Origin of the sequence: Porticoccus sp. Uisw_050_02, from assembly GCF_047729555.1 — a bacterium.
In the GTDB taxonomy this organism is placed as follows: domain Bacteria; phylum Pseudomonadota; class Gammaproteobacteria; order Pseudomonadales; family Porticoccaceae; genus Porticoccus.
This window is the reverse complement of record NZ_CP159825.1, coordinates 142,983-162,501: the sequence shown is the minus strand read 5'-3', so window position 1 is coordinate 162,501 and position 19,519 is coordinate 142,983. Positions and strand designations below refer to the sequence as shown.

The window sequence follows — 19,519 nt, the reverse complement described above, 5'->3', positions numbered from 1 at the left end:
TAATTACGCTCGATCTACAGGCCTATTTTTATATTTCTCAAGATTTAACGTCACATCAGCTCAAGGGCAACCGCTAACGCCTCACCTCCACCAATACATATTGCAGCAATGCCTTTCTTTTTTTCATATAACTGCATTGCAGCTAACAGCGTTACAATAATTCGGGCCCCAGAAGCCCCTATTGGATGACCCAAAGCACATGCTCCACCATGAACATTAACTTTTTCATGAGGCAAGTCTAAGTCTTTCATTGCCGCCATGGTTACAACAGCAAATGCTTCATTAATTTCATAAAGATCCACGTCATTCTTAGACCAATCAAGTGCTTTTAATAATTTCTTAATAGCCCCAACTGGGGCTGTAGTGAACCATTCAGGTTCATGTGAATTACTAGCATAATCAGACACCTTAGCTAAAGGCTTCAATCCTAACTTTTTTGCTACAGATAAACGAGTAAGTACCAAAGCGGCGGCACCGTCGCTAATAGAGCTGGAATTAGCAGCAGTAACAGAGCCGTCTTTTTTGAATGCTGGTCTTAATTGAGGAATTTTTTCTATGTTGCCTTTCCCTGGTTGCTCGTCTTGAGCATATAAGGTGTCACCACGACGGCTTTTTACAACAAATGGGGTGATTTCAGAATCAAATTTCCCGTCTGTAATAGCCTGCTGCGCTCTTCTTAACGAAGTAATAGCAAACGCATCTTGCTCTTCCCGAGTAAACTGATACTTACTACAAGTTTTTTCAGCAAAAAGCCCCATAGCACTTTTAGCATAAGCATCCTCTAAGCCATCCATCGTCATATGATCGTAAATAGTGGCATCACCAAAACGATAGCCGCCTCTACCCTGTGACATGAGGTATGGAGCATTTGTCATGCTCTCCATCCCGCCTGCAATGGCTACATCTGTACGACCAAGGGTTAGGCCATCATATGCATTCATGATAGCCTTCATGCCAGAACCGCAAACCTTATTGATGGTGGTGGCGCTGACCCTAACTGGAAGCCCTGCACCTATTGTGGCCTGTCTTGCTGGTGCCTGCCTAAGTCCTGCAGACAACACGCACCCCATATCAACAGAGCTAATCGCATCCAAAGGGACTCCGGAGCGATCAATAGCAGCTTTTATAGCCGCTGCACCCAGCTCTACTGCAGAGACTTCAGAAAACTGGCCCTGCATACTACCAATAGGCGTTCTAGCCATACCAACTATCACAACTGGATCAGACATAATTAAGTTCTCTATTTCACTATCCTCAAGGAGGGTTTTTTGTTTACATCAGAAGTACCGGAGCCTCTGGGCAACTTCTTCGATGGTGGTACTGATGTAACGGAGGTTGGGCCCGATGGTTCTGGATCTTTCGGGTCCTCCCCTTGAAAGATCATCCCTTGGCCATTTTCTTGTGCGTAAATTCCAACTATAGACTGGATCGGCAAAAAAATATCACAAGGAGCTCCGCCAAAACGTGTGCTAAATGAAATTTTCTCATTATCCATTAACAAATTCGTAATAGCTCGAGGCACCAAATTAAGCACTATCTGGCCATCACTTACATAGCTTTGCGGCACCTCAACTCCTGGATGATATGCATCAATAGACATATAAGGTGTTAGATTGTTATCAACAATCCACTCGTATACTGCTCGAATTAAGTAAGGTTTATTTGATGTCATAATCATAGCTGATAAATATCAATTACTAACGATCCATCCCGTACAAAAAATGACACTGTTTGTTATTCCATTTCTCTTTCGACTTCAGACAAGCTTTCTTGAAAAGATTCACGCTCAAAAATACGCACCATATAATCATGAAGCGGCTTTGTTTGTCGATTATTGGGCAGGTCTACACCCAAGCTCTTCAATCGCCACAAAATGGGGCCCAAACAGCAGTCTACCAAAGTAAAATATTCGCTCATAAAATAAGGTAAGTCTGAAAAAATTGGAGCGAGACTAACAAGGCTATCTTGTAGTTCTTTGCGAGCCTTTTCTTTAATTGGACCCTCGGGAGAGTCAGTAATTTTATCTATCTGGGTACTGCAGTCTTTTTCTATACGAAACATAAACTGACGACTTAAAGCTCTCGCTACAGGATAGACCGGAAGTAATGGAGGGTGAGGAAATCGCTCATCTAAGTACTCCATCATTACCTTTGTCTCATACAAAGCCAGATCACGATCAATAAGTGTAGGGAGCACACCATAAGGATTAAGTGCCAAGACCTCTTCTGGAATAGCTAGATTATCGACATCTTCGATGTCAACAGTAACTCCTTTTTCTGCCAAGACAATACGAACCCGATGGCTATAATGACAAGTCGGATCAGAATAAAATGTCATAGATGATCGTTTTGCAACAATCCCCATAATAAAACCTCAGTTATAACTATGAATAAAAGAGCGGCTAAATTTGCCGCCCAAGCAGGTGCTAATGAAGATCTTTCCAATATTCGCGATTTAAAAGCCAAACCCAGATGAATAGAAATGCAAGAAAAAGTAACGCATAGACACCAATTCTCTTACGGTCTTCAGCCATGGGTTCGCCAACGTAGGTTAAAAAATTAACCAGATCAAACATCGCCTCATCAAAATCTTCAGGGGAAAGCTTGCCTTTTTCGGAAAGAGTATAGCGGCCGCACGGGTCGTCTAAGACTTCAGCTCTAGTTAAAGGGTCCCGCTTAATGCCGCCGTTTGCGGCAAGAACTGGTCCAGGGGCACACTCTTGCAAACCCTGGAGGTCTAACAAAACATGGGGCATACCGACATCTTTAAATACTTTATTGTTTACGCCAAGAGGACGGCTTGGATCTAAATAAAAATTTCTAAGGTATGTATAGATCCACTCGGGAGAGCGAGCCCTAGCAACTAGGGTTAAGTCTGGAGGTGTGGCGCCAAACCATGCTTTTGCTTTATCTGCGGGCATTGAAATATTCATTAAAGCGCCAAATTTTTGGTCCGCGTATATAAGACTTTCTTTCGCTATAGAAGGAGGTATCTGTAAATCTCTAGCCACTCTTTCCCAGCGGGAATATTTCGCAGAATGACAACCCATGCAATAATTAACAAACAACTTAGCCCCGTTTTGCAACGAAGCTTTGTCGCTCAGGTCAGCATTAAACTCATCGCAGTTAATAGACCCGCAGTCAAAATTAGATTCTGCACCTACCGCTTTAAGTGGCGCCCATATCAAGAAGAGCACAATAAATAAAGCCAGTAAGGATTTCCAGGGGCCCATACCGCCATTCATTGTAATGCGATCTGGCTCTGGCTTGGTTTTTTCTATACGAGTCCAAAGCGGCATAGCAAGGAAAAACAAAAAGTATAATGCGGTGCATACTTGAGCCAAAAAGGTTCGCTCTGGTGTTGGGGCCTTCACCCCAAGAACACCAAGAATAACAAACGAGGCAGCAAAGACCAGTATAGCTCCACGACTAAAACTACCCTTGTATCTCATAGATCTTACTGGGCTACGGTCCAGCCAGGGCAATACAAACATAATGGCAATGGCGGCAGCCATAACTAAAAATCCAGCAAACTTGTCTGGAACCGCCCTAAGCATTGAGTAAAACGGCGTAAAGTACCATACAGGGGCTATATGCTCAGGGGTCTTAAGGGGGTTAGCGATTTCAAAATTAGCATACTCCAAAAAATACCCGCCCATTTCTGGCATAAAAAACAGGATAAAACAAAAAACGAACAAGAATACAGTGATTGGGATAAGATCATGCACTGTATAGTAAGGATGAAAAGGAATTCCATCTAATGGGATACCATTTTCATCCTTATTTTTCTTAATATCGACACCATCTGGGTTGTTCGAACCCACCTCATGCAATGCCAAAATATGCAAGACAACCAAAGCCAGTAAGATAATAGGTAATGCCACGACATGAAGTGACATAAATCTATTTAGCGTTATACCTGAAATCAGGTAATCCCCTCTAACCCACTGCACAATGTCTTCGCCAACTACAGGTATTGCACCAAACAATGAGATAATTACCTGCGCCCCCCAGAAAGACATTTGCCCCCAAGGCAGAACATACCCCATGAAGGCTTCAGCCATTAGGGCGACGTAGATAGTCATACCAAAGATCCAAACTAGCTCACGCGGTGGTTTATATGAGCCGTAAATTAACCCACGAAACATATGAAGGTAGATGACTACAAAAAAAGCTGACGCACCAGTGGAGTGAATATATCTGAGAATCCAACCAAAATCGACGTCACGCATAATATATTCGACTGAAGCAAAGGCTCTCTCAGATGAACCTTCAAAGCTCATCAGCAACCAAATACCTGATATGAGCTGTATAACTAGCACAACTAACGATAGCACACCAAAATAATACCAAAAATTAAAATTCTTAGGGGCATAATACTTAGCCATATGCGTATTCCAGGCACGCATAATTGGCAAACGCGCGTCTATCCAATCACGCAATGATACTAACGCTTTCATTAGCTAGCCTCCTGGTCTACACCAATGACTACCACATTATCAGTTTCATAAGAATGTGGAGGGACATCTAAATTAGTGGGCGCAGGAACACCTGCAAATACTCGCCCAGCAAGATCAAACTTTGAACCATGACATGGGCAGAAAAATCCTCCATACCAACCATCTCCGCCTAGATCTTGAGCGCCAACATCTGGACGAAACATGGGTGCGCAGCCTAGATGAGTGCATAGCCCCACAACAATCAGGTACTCTTCCTTACCCTCAATGGAGCGATGCACCCCATTGACATAGCTTGGTTGTTTTGAGTTAAGCGACAAAGGGTCCCTAAAGATATCGTCATGGCCACTCAAGGCAGCAATTGTCTCAGGCGTGCGACGAACAACATAGACTGGCTTTCCTCGCCACTCGAATGTAACCATCTGTCCTGGCTCTATTTTTGAAATATTTACTTTAACTGGCGCACCGGCAGCTTTTGCTTTAGCACTTGGACTCCATGAGCCGACAAAAGGAACGGCAGCGGCAGCGGCACCTACAGCGCCTACAACACAAGTAGCATTTGTCAGGAACCGGCGGCGCCCGTAATTAATACCGTCATCAGTCATGACGCTCTCCTAGCAACTAAGATTGGCAATATTTTATGTGTCAAAACGGGTAAGAATAGTACTGAAAACTAGGGATTTTTACAAGGAAATAGCAAAGAACAATTCATTTTTTATACAGGAAAAACAAAAGCTCGATAATTTCTAATAACACCGCATCTTTACAGTGGATTCATAAAACCCCACTCATTAAAAAGCTCGCAAATTGCGAGCTTTTTAATGAGTAGAAAGCCTGTATTAACGCTTAGAAAATTGTGGTCGTTTACGCGCTTTATGTAATCCAACCTTTTTACGTTCAACTTCACGAGCATCACGTGTCAGGAAACCAGCCTTGCGAAGCTGACTGCGTAAACCCTCATCATATTGTAATAATGCACGAGCAATTCCATGACGAATAGCACCGGCTTGGCCAAAACTACCTCCGCCAACTACAGTTATATTCAAGTCAAATGTCTTAATGCAATCAACTAGCTCTAAAGGCTGACGAACAATCATTCTAGCGACTTCCCTGCCAAAATACTGATCTAAAGTCCGATTATTCACCGTGATACTGCCGCCACCGCTTGCTAGAAACACTCTAGCAGATGACGTTTTTCGGCGACCTGTGCCGTAATATTGAGAATCTGCCATAACTAACTTTCCGTTAAATATTTAAATCTTGAGGCTGTTGAGCACTGTGTGGGTGCGCTTGGCCAGCATATACTTTCAATTTTTTAAACATAGCTCGACCTAATGGCCCCTTTGGCAACATACCTTTAACTGCGCTTTGGATGGTTCGCTCAGGCGCTTTCTCAATCAATTTCTCGAAACTTATTGACTTCAAACCACCAGGATAACCGGTATGACTATGATAAATTTTATCTTTTGCTTTATTGCCGGTGACCTGGACTTTTTCTGCGTTAATGACAACTATGTAATCCCCGGTATCAACATGAGGAGTATATTCTGGTTTATGCTTTCCACGTAGTCGTGAGGCAATTACTGTCGCCATTCGACCTAAGGTCTTGTCTGCTGCATCAACAATGTACCAGTCATGCTGTACTGTCTCGGCTTTCGCGCTATATGTTTTCATCTAACTCTGCCTAACTAAAATTTGGTGTGGCTATCACAAAGGAGGGCGCATTTTACAGAGCAGTCATGGTCATTTCAAGGAGATTCTGCATCTAATAAATAATAATTACTTCTCTTGGGTTATTCAGGCTAAAAAGCTAGCAATTTTATCGACGCTAAATATAGATCAAGGCTGATGAGGTCTGGCCAGGTACTCATAAGATTGCATTTCCAAGAGACGACTTCTAGTTCGTCGAAATTCAAAATTAAGAGCGCCATCTTCATATAGCAACATCAAACTTACTTCGGCTGATAAAACAAGTTTTACGCTGCGATCATAAAATTCATCAACCAAATTAATAAAGCGTCTTGCTTGATCTTCATTTTTTTTACCCATAACTGGGACATTAGAAACCAAAACAGCATGGAACTCTCGGGACAGCTCGATATAGTCGTTTTGGCTCCGGGGAGTACTACAAATAACATTAAAATCAAACCAAACTACCTCTTTGCCCAAACGACGGCATTGGATTTGACGACTCTCGACTTCCAGCTTTACGTCTACTACAGCTTCGCTCAATAATGGGCAAAATACCTCAAAAGCCTCTGTTAAAACTTTATCAGCAGCGAAGCCTAACGGAAAATGATAAAACTCTGCCTGCTCTAAGCTACGCAAGCGATAATCTATTCCGCTGTCAACATTAATGATATTCGTATGCTGCTTTAACAGTTCAATAGCAGGAAGAAAACGCTGTCGTTGTAATCCATTCGAATAAAGCTCATCTGGCTCAACATTAGATGTAGCTACCAAAGTTACCTGTCTAGCAAACAGTAGCTCAAATAGTTTTCCTAAAAGCATCGCATCTGCAATGTCAGATACAAAAAACTCGTCAAAACATATCACGCGAGCTTCATCAGCAATATTATCAGCAACCATATTTAGTGGATTTTTCTTCCCTTTGAGTGACTTGAGCTCCGCATGAACCCTTCGCATAAAGCGATGAAAATGGGCTCTCATTTTCATTTCAAAAGGAAGGCTATCAAAAAAACTATCCATTAGGTAGGTCTTGCCTCGCCCCACTCCCCCCCAAAAATATAGACCTTGGACTGGGGCTAGATCACAAGGGAGCCCAAGCTGTTTGCGCAACTTTGCAAATAATCCTTTTTTGGAGCGTACAAGCTCATCTTCTATCAGTCGCCTATAAAGCAACTGCAGTAAATCTACTGCAAACTCTTGGGACGGATCATAATTAAATCCATCTTGCTGAAGGTCTGATAGATATCGCTGTTTCGGTGAAGGTAATATAATGTGCGTATACTCGTGTATGGATTAATTACAAATAATTTCTATTATGCGTAAACTCTAACGAGGCATAGCAAAATAGGCAACGAGAACTCATATATTGATAAAGAAAAACTTACCCATAATATGTTTAGCGTAAAGGCCATTAAAAAAATATTGACCACAACCCCCTTACATCTTTGAGACTGTGGCTGTTTAAGGATAAGATATAGCAACAGCACTAAATTCAATAAACTTTACGGAGATCATATCTTGCTGACTTCGACTTTATTTGTAAATTTATTATTCTTAGGCGCAGGAGTTATCGCTGGATTTTTTTTAGCAAAAGCTCTTCGTCCTGCCCAAAAGGACAACAAAAGTCAAAAAGAGCTTGCAGTTCAACTGGCGGAAACTCAAGATGATTTCAGTAATTATCAGCAAGAAGTAGCTGCGCATTTTCGCAAAACATCTGAGGTTGTATCAGGCCTATCAAAAAGCTACAAAAGTCTACTTGAAAGTTTTGCTAGCGCAGCTCTTCATTTAACTACTGCTGATATCAGTCGTCAAATTATAAATTCTGCATTTGACGCGGACAAAACTATGAACCTAGCCTCAGAAGATAATTTAAAACCGCCAAAAGATTATGCCCCAAAGGCTCCAGGGGGTGTTTTAAGCGAAGAGTATGGCCTAAAAGAAGACAGTTCTTTGACAAATGCTCAGCATGCGCCATCAAATAGTGAGTTAGACTGCGCCTTAGAAGAAGGTAATGATGATCCAACTTTAAATGTCAGCTGACTAATTTCGATCATATCTGCATGCAGAATAACTCATAAAAATTAGTTTTTTGGCGCCAAAATTACTATCAGAAAGACAGGAGTTCTCGGTGAAAAAAATTTATCGCCTAATTAACTATCTTTTCTGGCCAACCATCACTGGGCTTCTTCTTGCTATTCTTATTTTTACATTTTTTCCTCAATGGATTGATGACCAACAGCAACCTATATCTATCCCTACGCCAAGGCAAACTGAGTCCGACTCGTATGGCGTAGCGGTGAAAAAAGCTTCTCCGTCTGTAGTAAATATTTACACGCAGAAAAAACTACCCCCTAATAGCCATTTATCTGCTGATCCGCTTTTTCAGCGATTCTACAATGGGAGCAATCCACCAAAGCAACAAAGAATGAAATCCTCATTAGGCTCAGGTGTCCTTATGACCGCTGATGGTTATGTTTTAACAAATCACCATGTTGTGGATGGTGCAGATCAGATCGTTCTTCAACTGCAAGATGGGAGAGAAGCAACTGTTATAGTGGTAGGAAAAGATCCAGAAATTGATCTTGCGGTACTAAAAATCAACTTAGATAATCTTATCCCAATCAAGCTAGCTGATACTGATGACGTGCAAGTCGGGGATATAGTGCTTGCCATTGGCAATCCTTTTGGTGTGGGTCAATCCGTATCTCAGGGCATTATCAGCGCAACTCATAGAAAAGGGCTGGGCTTAAATATCTTTGAAAGCTTCATCCAAACAGATGCTGCGATCAACCCAGGTAACTCAGGTGGCGCCTTAATTGACACGAAGGGTAATCTTATCGGCATTATCTCTGCGATACTAGATCGTACCGGATATGCAACGGGTATAAGTTTTGCCATACCTGCCAATACCGCCCTTGAAATACTAGAAGACATTATCAAGCACGGAAGAGTCATCAGGGGATGGCTGGGGGTAACAGCCCTCCAGCTAAGACCGGAGGCAGCAAAACAGCTGGCTCTTGAGCCGCCATCAGGTTTAGTTATTACAGATGTCTATCAAAATAGTCCGGCGTTTTTTTCTGGGTTACTGCCTGGCGATATAATTGTCCGTATAAATCAGATCTGGGCAACTGACAATGACAGAGGCATGAATATAATCGCCAATTTGTCTCCAGGAGACTCGGTAAAACTTGACGTACTGAGAGATGGAAAGAGAAAAATTATAAATGCAGTAGCGGGCACTCGACCAAAGGCTAACTAACTAGCTATCTGTTACCCTTATAAATAAACATTTATCGATTTTATTTGTTGAACAGTGTCTTGATTACGTTTAAAAGATATTCATTTTGCTCAGGCAAGCCAATTGAAATTCTGAGGTACTGTTTCAATCTAGGCTGATCAAAGTGGCGAACTAACACTCCTTTGTCTCTGAGGTGTTTCAGCAACTCAACAGCATTTTTCTTATTATGGGTCACAAGCAAAAAATTAGCTGCGGATGGCAAAATAAAAAATCCTAAATCAGCCAAAGATATCGTCAAGATTTCTCTAGATTCAATAACTTTCTGGCAAGTTTTTTCAAAATACGCCTTATCATGAAATGCAGCCGCGCCCCCCACAATCGCTAAACGATCTACAGGGTAAGAATTAAAACTATTTTTTATTCGATTCAAAGCAGTTATTAAAGATGAGTTTCCTACCGCAAATCCCACCCTCAATCCTGCCAAGGAACGTGACTTAGATAAAGACTGCGTGACTAGCAAATTCGGATACACATCAATCAAAGTGGTAGCACTTTCTCCACCAAAATCTATATAAGCCTCATCTACGACTACAACTGAATCTTTATTACCCTTCAGTAAAGTCTCGATAGCTGGTAACGATAATAATCGGCCTGTAGGTGCATTAGGGTTAGGGAAAATTATACCTCCATTAGGCTTCTGGTAGTCACTAATACTGATAGATAGATCTTCCGTTAATGGAACTAATTCGTAAGGCACTTGATATAAACCACAATAAGCCCGATAAAAACTATAAGTAACATCAGGGAATAAAATTGGAGTCTGCTGCTTAAAGAATGCATGAAAAATATGTGCCAAAACTTCATCTGAACCGTTACCCACAAATACCTGTTCAGTCTCAACATTGAGCGTATCGGCGACTGCTTTCTTTAAAATTTCTGCATTGGGATCAGGGTACAAACGAAGCCGGCCATCTAGTTCAGAAATAATGGCATCTCGCACTTTTGGTGATGGAGGATAAGGATTTTCATTCGTATTTAACTTAAGTAAATTCAGATTTTTTGGCTGCTCGCCTGGAATATAAGGCTTCAGTTTACCTATAATGTCGCTCCAATACTTATTATTTTCCATCTTGCAGTTGTCGCTCTTGATTTTTAGCCTTTATAGTCAAAACTCTAATCTATCTATTTTTTAATACGGTACTCAGCAGACCGGGCATGAGCTGTCAGTGACTCACCCTTTGCTATGACAGAGGCTCTTTTGCCAAGACTTGAAGCGCTATCTTCATTACACATGATCACTGAAGAGCGTTTCTGAAAATCGTACACCCCTAAGGGTGAAGAAAACCTTGCAGTAGAAGACGTTGGCAGCACATGATTAGGCCCCGCACAATAATCGCCCAAAGCTTCTGATGTAAAACGGCCCATAAAAATAGCCCCTGCATTTCGAATTCTAGGAAGCAATCTCTCTGGATCAGCAACCGACAGCTCCAAATGCTCAGGAGCAATCCGGTTAATCAACATCACAGCCTCATCAAGACTCTCAACCAAAATAAAAGCGCCACGGCTTTCTAAAGAGGCTTGAATAATTGCAGCACGATCCATAGTAGGTAGCAGTTTTTCTATGCTAATTTTTACGCGGACCAAAAAATCAGCATCATTACTAACTAGAATTGCTTGCGCATTCTCATCATGTTCAGCCTGAGAAAAAAGATCCATAGCGATCCAATCTGGATCGGTTGTACCGTCACATATCACTAAAATTTCTGATGGTCCAGCCACCATATCTAGTCCGACATGCCCAAAAACCATGCGTTTGGCTGTGGCCACATAAATATTCCCCGGTCCAACAATTTTATCAACTTTATGAATTGTTTTTGTACCATAAGCCAAGGCACCGATCGCCTGAGCCCCGCCCAAAGTAAAAATTTGGTCAACTCCAGCAATGGCGGCGGCGGCAAGCACCAGCGGGCTCAGCTCACCCCCTGGGGCAGGAACCGTCATAACGATTTCACTCACACCGGCTACTTTTGCAGGCAATGCATTCATTAAGACCGAAGAAGGGTAGCTTGCCTTACCTCCTGGAACATAAATTCCCACCCTGCCAAGGGGGGTAATTTGCTGACCCAGCAGAGTTCCATCTGCATCATTATAACTCCAGGATTCTAATTTTTGATGCTGGTGATAATCGAGAATTCGCTTAGAGGCAAACGTTAGCGCCTCCCTTTCAATATCCTTAATGCTATCAAGTGCTTCCCTCATCTCTTCGCGAGAAACAACCAACTCTTCAATATCAGAAATATCTCTACCATCGAACTCCCTGGTATATTTTATGAGGGCATCGTCCCCTTTTCGCCGAATACCTATCAATATGTTGCTAACCAGCTGATCGATTTTTAGGGTGGAGTCACTCTCCCACTCCAGCAACTGATCGAGCTGTAAATCAAAATTTTTACTATCTGATGATAGTTGCTTTATATGTATCGACTCTGGCGGCATATCTTAACCTACCGCCCGCTCAAGACTGTCTACTATTTTTTGAATACCTAAATATTTCATTTTCATTGCAGCTTTGTTTACAACAAGCCTAGAGCTAATATCAAAAATTTTATCCTTGGGCTCCAATCCATTTGCTTTAAGCGTGCCTCCGGTATCTACAACATCCACAATCTCATCAGACAACGCCATAATTGGTGCCAATTCCATTGCACCATAGAGCTTTATTATATCTACTTGACGGCCGCACTCAGCATAAAATTGGCGGGCAATATTGACATATTTGGTAGCAACTCTAATGCGTCCCTTTTGGGACGAAACACCAATAACCCCTGCCGTCATTAATCGACATCGTGCAATATTCAAATCTAATGGCTCATATAAACCTTCAGATCCATGCTCAAGCAGAATATCTTTTCCTACCACACCGATATCAGCCGCTCCAAACCTGACATAAGTCGGAACATCAGAGCTACGTAATATCAATAAACGTACGCCTTTGATATTTGTATCAAATACCAATTTTCGGCTCTTGTTAATTTCCTCAGCGGGTTTAATTCCTGCTTTGGCCAACAAGGGTAAGGTTTCCTTCAGTATGCGTCCCTTGGTGAGGGCAATTGTTATTTCCATACCTTCTGATCTCTAATGTAGTCCTGTGAATACCTTCAGTAAATCTAACCAGGGATTCGGCGAATTTTAGCTCCCAGCTGCTGAAATTTTTCTTCGATACACTCATAGCCACGATCAATATGATAAATCCTGTCAACTACAGTATCTCCGTCTGCAACCAAACCTGCAATAACCAAGCTTGCTGAAGCACGAAGGTCTGATGCCATTACCGGCGCAGCTTTCAAGCGCTCCACGCCTGTCACGCTAGCGGTATTCTTGTCTACACTAATAACTGCACCCATACGATTTAATTCATTTATTTGCACTAGGCGATTTTCAAAAACAGTCTCGACAATAACTGCAGAACCTTCGGCAACAGCATTAACAGCTGTTAGCTGTGCCTGCATATCCGTTGGGAACCCTGGATAAGGCGCTGTTGCAAAACTAACTGCTTTGGGTCTTTTTTTCTCCATGTCTAGCTGAATCCAATCAATTCCTGTGGTGATTGTAGCACCCGCTTCTTGCAGTTTTTTTAATACAGCACCCAGGGTCTTTGGATTTGCGTCTTTAAGCTTAATCTTACCCCTAGTGGCTACAGCTGCGGCGAGATAGGTCGCCGTTTCAATTCTATCCGGCATTACCCTATAGCTACCCCTATGAAGAGAAAGAACCCCATCGATGACTATTGTTGATGTCCCTGCTCCAGAAACTCTTCCTCCGAGGGTGTTAATACATTGTGCTAAATCAACTACTTCCGGCTCACGCGCAGCATTCTCAATTATGGTTTGACCCTCAGCAAGTGCTGCAGCCATCATCAAGTTCTCGGTGGCCCCAACTGAAACGATACCCATTGTGATATGAGCCCCTCGCAGGCGCCCATCAACACTCGCATTAATGTAACCTCCGTCTATCTCAACTGAAGCACCCATTAGTTTAAGGCCCTCAAGATGCAAGTCAACAGGGCGACTGCCGATAGCGCAACCTCCAGGAAAAGATACTTTGGCAACACCGTATTTTGCCAACATGGGGCCTAGAACCAAAATAGAAGCGCGCATCGTCTTTACTAGATCGTAGGGTGCAATATGATTATTAAGTGTAGTGGCATCAACATCAACTTGCATTTTTTCGTTCATGGTGACTGTTACGCCGAGACAACCAAGTAGCTCAAACATAGTAGTAATATCATGGAGATGAGGAATATTAGACACCATTACAGGGCCATCTGCGAGCAAAGTAGCTGCCAAAATAGGTAGAGCTGAATTTTTTGCCCCAGAAATACGAATTTCACCAGACAGTGGACCGCCTCCAGAGATCAACAGCTTGTCCATTCAAAATCCTTTCTTGCTCAAAAGAAGCGTTTAGAAGCGACCCAATAAAATATAGTGCTTAGCAAAATTACTGTAATTGCCATTCTTCTGGAGTAAATGTTTTCATATTTACGGCATGGATAGACCCGTCAGAAATACAGTCACGCAGTACCGCATAAACTAACTGCTGTCGTTGGACAGGTCTAAGGTCAGAGAAAATTTGTCCAACTACAACAATATCAAAGTGCCTGCCATCGCCTTCAGCTGTTATTTCGCAATCAGGCAGATCTAAAAGTAATAGAGTTTTTATCTCAGCAGGACTCATATATATTTTCCTAGTTCTTAGCCAGCAGAAGATGACCAGTTGTCAATAACTTTATCGATATCTCCGCCAAATTGCTTTGCTCTCTGAATAAACTGATTTCGAAAAATCTTACCTAAATTTATGCCATTAATAACTAAGTTAGTTACTCTCCAAGAACCGTCACGAGTTAAATTCATTGAATAAACTAAAGGGAAGACCCCATCTGAGCCACGAATTTCCTGTACAACCCTTATTGATTTAAGGCCGCTAATGGCCTTTTTTGGCGGAACAACAACAATAGATTGCTCGCCGTAAGATAGCAAACCTCGACCATAGGTTTCGATAAGCTCTCGCCTAAACGTAACAGCAAAACGATTCCGCTGGTCAGCACTGGCAGCTTTGGCATACTGCCCCATCACCCTAAATGCGATCCAGTCAAAATCAATAACATTCTTTAGCAATACATCGAGTTCTCCAAAAAAGCTCTCTGGGTCTTTAGTAAAACTTTCTCTATGAGTCGAAATAGTTTTCAGTAATTCCTGTGTGACCTGCTCTACCAAATCATGCGGTTGCTGTATATGCGTTAAGTCGGCAGGGTCAGTTTTTGTATTTGCAATAGAAGGTGCAACTACAGACGCTAAGCCAAAAAAAAGCATGCCTATTGTTAAACTTAAGTACCTGCGGAGCATTTTTAGATTCCTTATAAACCTTTACTTGATCGACAATACCACCAACTTAATCCAATCATGAAAACAGATTGAGTTGATAGCACCAAAAATAGCTGACTTCGGGACGTCCGCACTATAACATTGCAAGTCTAGTTTACGAAATACCCCCCAAGCCAAAATTAAGGAATTAAAGCTAAAATGGAAACGCTAGGTCTTGCAATTTTAGCAGTGCTGTTTGGACTAATAGGCTTAGTTTGGGGGGCTGACCGTTTTGTTACAGGCAGCGCTGCGGTTGCGCACAATTTTGGCATCTCGCCCATGGTGATTGGCCTTACAATTGTATCCATAGGTACATCTGCGCCAGAAATTATTGTTTCTATTAACGCATCCTTAAACAATGCTGGCACTATGGGCATAGGTAATGCTATCGGCTCAAATCTGGCAAATATCGGCCTAGTTTTGGGTCTCACTGCTCTTATTTGCCCCATTCCTCTCCGTCATGATTTACTTAAAATAGAAGCGCTTGCACTTTTGGTTGCAACTTTGCTTGCTGGCATGTTTTTATATGATGGGAACCTAACTCGCACTGAAGGGGTGATCCTTTGTGCTGCTATTTTTCCACTTTTTGCTTTGATTTTTTATTGCAAAAAAAACACCTCTCGCATAGAAAACTTAGACTCAAATAACAGTGCATATTTTATTCCAACTAAAAAAGCTTTAATCTTTTTTTTAATAGGCATCGGAGTACTGCTCGTGTGCTCAGATTTGCTAGTCTGGGGCGCTAAAGAGCTTGCTCAATTTTTTGGTATAAGTCAGCTTGTTGTTGGTCTAACTGTTGTCGCTATCGGAACTAGCCTTCCAGAGCTAGCTGCCTCGGTAATTAGCGCCATCCGTGGCCATCACGATATCGCCATAGGGACTATATTTGGCTCTAACTTATTGAACTTATTGGCTGTTATGGCCGCACCAGGAATAATCGCCCCATTGGTGCTAGGCAAAGAGGTTTTTCTTCGCGACTATTTGTCTATGAGTATATTAACGCTAATACTAACTGCCATGATCGCATCATCGCTATGGTTGGGAAAAAAGTATCGTCGCCAAGCAACGATGTCAAAAAAAATAGGGTTTACTCTATTATCGCTATATGTACTTTATTATGCTGTTCTTGTATCTGGAAGTTAAAGCATACCTTTCTTCTTAATCTTAAAGATTGTTAACCATAACTTACTGCCGTTATACTAACAAAAATAGAGCTAAACATGATCAAAAACGACTATTTAGAGGTGGCTAAGCGGACCATACGCATGGAAGCCCAAGCTATTAAACTGCTGGAGCATCGTATTGACAACGATTTCATCCAAGCCTGCGAGCTAATGCTCGAGTGCTCAGGTCGTGTTGTGGTGACTGGTATGGGAAAATCAGGCCATATTGGCCGAAAGATTGCTGCAACTTTAGCTAGTACAGGCACCCCAGCATTTTTTCTTCATCCGGGCGAAGCAAGCCACGGTGACATCGGCATGATAACCAGCAAAGATGTAGTTTTAGCCCTGTCAAATTCAGGAACTACATCTGAGGTGGTCACATTGCTGCCTCTAATTAAACGCATAGGTGTTCCTCTGATCAGCATGACTGGAGATCACCTCTCGACCCTGGCTGTAAGTGCAGAAGTTCATTTAGATGTCCAGGTATCTTGCGAGGCATGTCCTCTTGGCTTGGCTCCTACAACTAGCACGACTGCGACTCTTGTCATGGGGGATGCTTTAGCTATAACGTTACTGGAAGCAAGAGGATTTACTGCTGAAGATTTTGCTTTTTCTCACCCAGGAGGAGCACTAGGACACAAATTACTATTAAAAGTGCAAGACATAATGCACAGTGGTGAGAAGCTTCCAAAGGTGAACGCTAAAGATCTCCTGAGCCATGCACTACTTGAGATGTCGAAAAAAGGGTTTGGTATGACTACTGTGACCGATGACTCCGGTATGCTTTTAGGTGTATTCACTGACGGTGATCTGCGCAGAACTATAGATGCTAATATCGACATAAAAGTAACCCCTGTGGGTCAACTTATTCAAGCTGACTGCAAAGCAATCCACCAAGATGCGCTGGCTGCTGAAGCCCTTAAGGTTATTGAAGATTGTCAGATTACAGCCCTAGTGGTAGAAAACTCAAACCATCATCCTGTGGGTATACTGCATTTGCATGACATACTTCGGGCGGGAATTGTCTAACTATGGCGACAAGCAACCAGAAAATTCTGAGTCGGGCAAAATCAATTCGGCTGCTGCTATTAGATGTTGATGGTGTACTAACCGATGGACGACTATATTTTGGCAACAATGGCGAAGAACTCAAAGCATTTAATATTCAGGATGGTCTTGGCATTAGATTACTACAAAGAAGTGGCATCGAAGTAGGAATCATAACTGGTCGATCATCTGCTCTTGTAGCAAGAAGGGCGGAAGAGCTTGGTATAAAACTAGTGATCCAAGGTAGGGAAGATAAGCTGGCTGCCCTAGAAGAAGTTCTGAGGGATGACAAAGAAAATCACAGCTACAAAATGCAAGAAATCGCATTTCTTGGTGATGATTTACCAGATCTTGCTGTAATTAGCCGAGTGGGGTTAGGGGTTGCAGTAGCTGACGCCCATAATTTTGTAGCCAAACATTCTCATTGGCAAACCTCAGAAAAAGGCGGGTGTGGGGCGGTAAGAGAACTAGCCGAGTTGATCTTGCAAGCACAAAACACCCTGGATTCAATTTTACTGGACTACCTCTAGAGAAATAAATTACTAGTAGGGATTACTTTTTTGAAAAATATATTTAACTATGCGTAATCTGCTTTTAACAATCATGCTTTTAAGTATAGCTGGAATTTTTTTATTGTTCTGGCTTGCGCAACCTGAAGTCTTTATGAAAAAGACCAACTATAGCTCAAACGCTATCGATAGAAAATTTGATAGCTACATGCTAAGCATATCAATGCTTGAGTTTAACAAAGAAGGAAAGCTAGCATCCAAGATAGAAGCTGCTAATACTAGTTATTTCAAAGAAAGCAATCGCATTAAGCTCAACAAACCAAAACTCACATATTATCAGACACAAGATTCTACCAGACCCTGGTATCTTAAGGCAGATAAAGGCGAAACAGCCAATGATGGCAAGAATATAATATTCAGAAAAGATGTATGTGTATGGAAATATCTGGCTAATGGAGACAAGAGTGAACTCAAGACCGAAAAGTTGACCCTGTATCCTAAAACACATACTGTTAAAACTGACCGTAAGGTTAAAATGATTAGTCCAAATGGAGAATCTGTGGGCGTCGGAATGGAAGGAAATCTAGACACGGAAGTATTCAAGCTTCTCTCTGACGTCCAAGGGATTATCCATGGCCGCTAAATTTATTCTTCTGTTAGGTGTATTCGGCTGGTGCACATTTTCAAGCGCACTCCCTGATGATAGAAAAGCACCTATTAAAATCATATCAGATCGTGCAGAGCAAAACGAACAGGAAGGCACAGCCACCTACGAAGGTTCCGTAATTGTTCGGCAAGGGAGCATAAAAATTAATGCGGACAAAGTAACTGTAACGACTAACACCAAAGAAGGCGATAACATCGTGGCTACAGGAACCCCAGCTCACTATCAGCAAATCCAAAATACTGAAGAAGGGCTTGTTTTAGCAAGTGCAAATACTATTAATTATTTTCTTAAAAATGAAAGAATTAGGCTAATCAGAGATGCCAGTCTCGAGCAAAATGGTACAACCATAACTGGAGATACGATTGACTATGACCTAAAAGCCGAAACTGTGAAAGCTTCTTCTGGGCGAAACAAGAAGAACCGGATAGAAATGGTTATTCCACCCACTAAATAACAAGGCCGCGTTTATGGCAGTACTCAGGGCTCTTAATCTCTCTAAAAGCTATAAAAAAAGACCTGTCATTCGGGATGTTTCGCTTTCAGTAGAAAGCGGTGCCATAGTTGGCCTGCTGGGGCCAAATGGTGCCGGGAAAACAACATGTTTTTATATGATAGTTGGCTTAATCACACAAGATGGCGGAGAAGTTTTCATTGGAGAGGAGAATATCACCAATCTGCCAATGCATGGGCGCGCAAAAAAAGGTATTGGTTATCTGCCCCAAGAGGCGTCTATATTCCGAAAGATGAGCGTAGAAAACAATATTTTAGCTATTCTAGAAACACGAGATGATCTCGATGACACTCAACGTAGAAATAAAACTAACGAATTGTTAGAAGAGTTTCATCTTACTCATATTCGAAATTCTGTGGGTCTCAGTCTCTCAGGAGGTGAACGCCGAAGAGTCGAAATTGCTAGGTCTCTGGCCACGGAGCCTAATTTTATTCTTCTTGATGAGCCTTTTGCAGGAGTCGATCCCATCTCCGTAAATGATATTAAACAAATTATTCGGCATCTGAAAAGTAAGGGGATTGGTGTTCTGATCACTGATCATAATGTACGTGAGACTCTCGACATCTGTGAGCATGCTTATATTGTCGGCGAAGGAAAAGTTATTGCAGAGGGGCAAGCTTCTGAGATAGTGGCCAACCAGCAAGTTCGAGAAATATATCTAGGCGAAGATTTTGTACTTTGATGACAATTACCACACTCGGTCTATTTCAAAAATTTCAACTATATTTAGTATTTTCTCAACTGAGGCATAAAAATTGCTTGTGCGACACCTCATGCTCAGATTAAACTTTTATTAGAATTCTTTATCCCTAAACTAGA

General features: G+C 42.0%; 22 protein-coding genes. 8 read left to right on the top strand and 14 right to left on the bottom strand.

Going from position 1 to position 19,519, the window contains the following annotated elements:
* Positions 1-50 precede the first annotated feature (50 nt).
* The 8 genes from ABXT41_RS00770 to zapE form a co-directional block, all read right to left on the bottom strand.
* Entirely contained in the window at positions 51-1,229 is a 1,179-nt protein-coding gene (locus tag ABXT41_RS00770) for an acetyl-CoA C-acyltransferase (RefSeq protein ID WP_415390936.1), read from the bottom strand.
* Positions 1,230-1,240: 11 nt separating this feature from the next.
* Complete coding sequence (locus ABXT41_RS00765; RefSeq protein ID WP_415390935.1) at positions 1,241-1,678, bottom strand: ClpXP protease specificity-enhancing factor; 438 nt, start codon at positions 1,676-1,678, stop codon at positions 1,241-1,243.
* Between the two features lie 56 nt (positions 1,679-1,734).
* On the bottom strand, positions 1,735-2,364 hold the full coding sequence (locus tag ABXT41_RS00760; protein ID WP_415390934.1) for a glutathione S-transferase N-terminal domain-containing protein: 630 nt from the start codon (positions 2,362-2,364) through the stop codon (positions 1,735-1,737).
* A 61-nt stretch (positions 2,365-2,425) separates the two neighbouring features.
* Positions 2,426-4,459, bottom strand: a complete 2,034-nt coding sequence (locus ABXT41_RS00755) for a ubiquinol-cytochrome c reductase (RefSeq protein ID WP_415390933.1) — start codon at positions 4,457-4,459, stop codon at positions 2,426-2,428.
* On the bottom strand, positions 4,459-5,061 hold the full coding sequence (gene petA, locus ABXT41_RS00750; protein ID WP_415390932.1) for a ubiquinol-cytochrome c reductase iron-sulfur subunit: 603 nt from the start codon (positions 5,059-5,061) through the stop codon (positions 4,459-4,461). Before petA ends, ABXT41_RS00755 begins: the two co-directional genes overlap by 1 nt.
* 234 nt (positions 5,062-5,295) lie before the next feature.
* Entirely contained in the window at positions 5,296-5,688 is a 393-nt protein-coding gene (gene rpsI, locus ABXT41_RS00745) for a 30S ribosomal protein S9 (RefSeq protein WP_415390931.1), read from the bottom strand.
* A gap of 13 nt (positions 5,689-5,701) precedes the next feature.
* Positions 5,702-6,130 (bottom strand): 50S ribosomal protein L13, encoded by a 429-nt coding sequence (gene rplM, locus ABXT41_RS00740; protein WP_415390930.1) that lies wholly within the window; start codon positions 6,128-6,130, stop codon positions 5,702-5,704.
* Positions 6,131-6,295: 165 nt separating this feature from the next.
* Positions 6,296-7,417 (bottom strand): cell division protein ZapE, encoded by a 1,122-nt coding sequence (zapE, locus tag ABXT41_RS00735; RefSeq protein ID WP_415391430.1) that lies wholly within the window; start codon positions 7,415-7,417, stop codon positions 6,296-6,298.
* Between the two features lie 246 nt (positions 7,418-7,663).
* On the opposite strand from zapE, the gene ABXT41_RS00730 reads away from it, so the two are divergent.
* Both ABXT41_RS00730 and ABXT41_RS00725 read left to right on the top strand, forming a co-directional pair.
* Entirely contained in the window at positions 7,664-8,185 is a 522-nt protein-coding gene (locus ABXT41_RS00730) for a YhcB family protein (RefSeq protein WP_415390929.1), read from the top strand.
* An 88-nt stretch (positions 8,186-8,273) separates the two neighbouring features.
* A complete protein-coding gene (locus ABXT41_RS00725; protein ID WP_415390928.1) occupies positions 8,274-9,404 on the top strand; it encodes a S1C family serine protease in 1,131 nt (376 codons plus the stop codon).
* 40 nt (positions 9,405-9,444) lie between these two features.
* On the opposite strand, the gene hisC is transcribed toward ABXT41_RS00725, so the two are convergent.
* The 6 genes from hisC to ABXT41_RS00695 form a co-directional block, all read right to left on the bottom strand.
* Entirely contained in the window at positions 9,445-10,512 is a 1,068-nt protein-coding gene (gene hisC, locus ABXT41_RS00720) for a histidinol-phosphate transaminase (protein ID WP_415390927.1), read from the bottom strand.
* A gap of 53 nt (positions 10,513-10,565) precedes the next feature.
* Positions 10,566-11,879, bottom strand: a complete 1,314-nt coding sequence (hisD, locus tag ABXT41_RS00715; protein WP_415390926.1) for a histidinol dehydrogenase — start codon at positions 11,877-11,879, stop codon at positions 10,566-10,568.
* A gap of 3 nt (positions 11,880-11,882) precedes the next feature.
* On the bottom strand, positions 11,883-12,506 hold the full coding sequence (gene hisG / locus ABXT41_RS00710) for an ATP phosphoribosyltransferase (RefSeq protein WP_415390925.1): 624 nt from the start codon (positions 12,504-12,506) through the stop codon (positions 11,883-11,885).
* A 44-nt stretch (positions 12,507-12,550) separates the two neighbouring features.
* Positions 12,551-13,813, bottom strand: coding sequence for a UDP-N-acetylglucosamine 1-carboxyvinyltransferase (murA, locus tag ABXT41_RS00705; RefSeq protein ID WP_415390924.1), 1,263 nt, complete (start codon positions 13,811-13,813; stop codon positions 12,551-12,553).
* Positions 13,814-13,880: 67 nt separating this feature from the next.
* Positions 13,881-14,117 carry a BolA family protein gene (locus ABXT41_RS00700; protein ID WP_415390923.1) on the bottom strand — a complete coding sequence of 79 codons (237 nt, stop codon included), beginning with the start codon at positions 14,115-14,117 and terminating at the stop codon, positions 13,881-13,883.
* A gap of 17 nt (positions 14,118-14,134) precedes the next feature.
* Positions 14,135-14,785, bottom strand: a complete 651-nt coding sequence (locus ABXT41_RS00695) for an MlaC/ttg2D family ABC transporter substrate-binding protein (protein WP_415390922.1) — start codon at positions 14,783-14,785, stop codon at positions 14,135-14,137.
* Positions 14,786-14,962: 177 nt separating this feature from the next.
* On the opposite strand from ABXT41_RS00695, the gene ABXT41_RS00690 reads away from it, so the two are divergent.
* The 6 genes from ABXT41_RS00690 to lptB all read left to right on the top strand — a co-directional run bounded on the left by ABXT41_RS00690 (position 14,963) and on the right by lptB (position 19,382).
* Complete coding sequence (locus tag ABXT41_RS00690; RefSeq protein WP_415390921.1) at positions 14,963-15,946, top strand: calcium/sodium antiporter; 984 nt, start codon at positions 14,963-14,965, stop codon at positions 15,944-15,946.
* Between the two features lie 77 nt (positions 15,947-16,023).
* Complete coding sequence (locus ABXT41_RS00685; RefSeq protein WP_415390920.1) at positions 16,024-16,995, top strand: KpsF/GutQ family sugar-phosphate isomerase; 972 nt, start codon at positions 16,024-16,026, stop codon at positions 16,993-16,995.
* A gap of 2 nt (positions 16,996-16,997) precedes the next feature.
* Positions 16,998-17,543, top strand: coding sequence for a 3-deoxy-manno-octulosonate-8-phosphatase KdsC (gene kdsC, locus ABXT41_RS00680; protein WP_415390919.1), 546 nt, complete (start codon positions 16,998-17,000; stop codon positions 17,541-17,543).
* A 49-nt stretch (positions 17,544-17,592) separates the two neighbouring features.
* Complete coding sequence (gene lptC / locus ABXT41_RS00675; protein ID WP_415390918.1) at positions 17,593-18,165, top strand: LPS export ABC transporter periplasmic protein LptC; 573 nt, start codon at positions 17,593-17,595, stop codon at positions 18,163-18,165.
* Positions 18,155-18,643 (top strand): lipopolysaccharide transport periplasmic protein LptA, encoded by a 489-nt coding sequence (gene lptA / locus ABXT41_RS00670; RefSeq protein ID WP_415390917.1) that lies wholly within the window; start codon positions 18,155-18,157, stop codon positions 18,641-18,643. The genes lptC and lptA overlap by 11 nt, the downstream gene beginning before the upstream one ends.
* A 13-nt stretch (positions 18,644-18,656) precedes the next feature.
* Positions 18,657-19,382, top strand: a complete 726-nt coding sequence (gene lptB / locus ABXT41_RS00665) for an LPS export ABC transporter ATP-binding protein (protein ID WP_415390916.1) — start codon at positions 18,657-18,659, stop codon at positions 19,380-19,382.
* Positions 19,383-19,519: the final 137 nt, after the last annotated feature.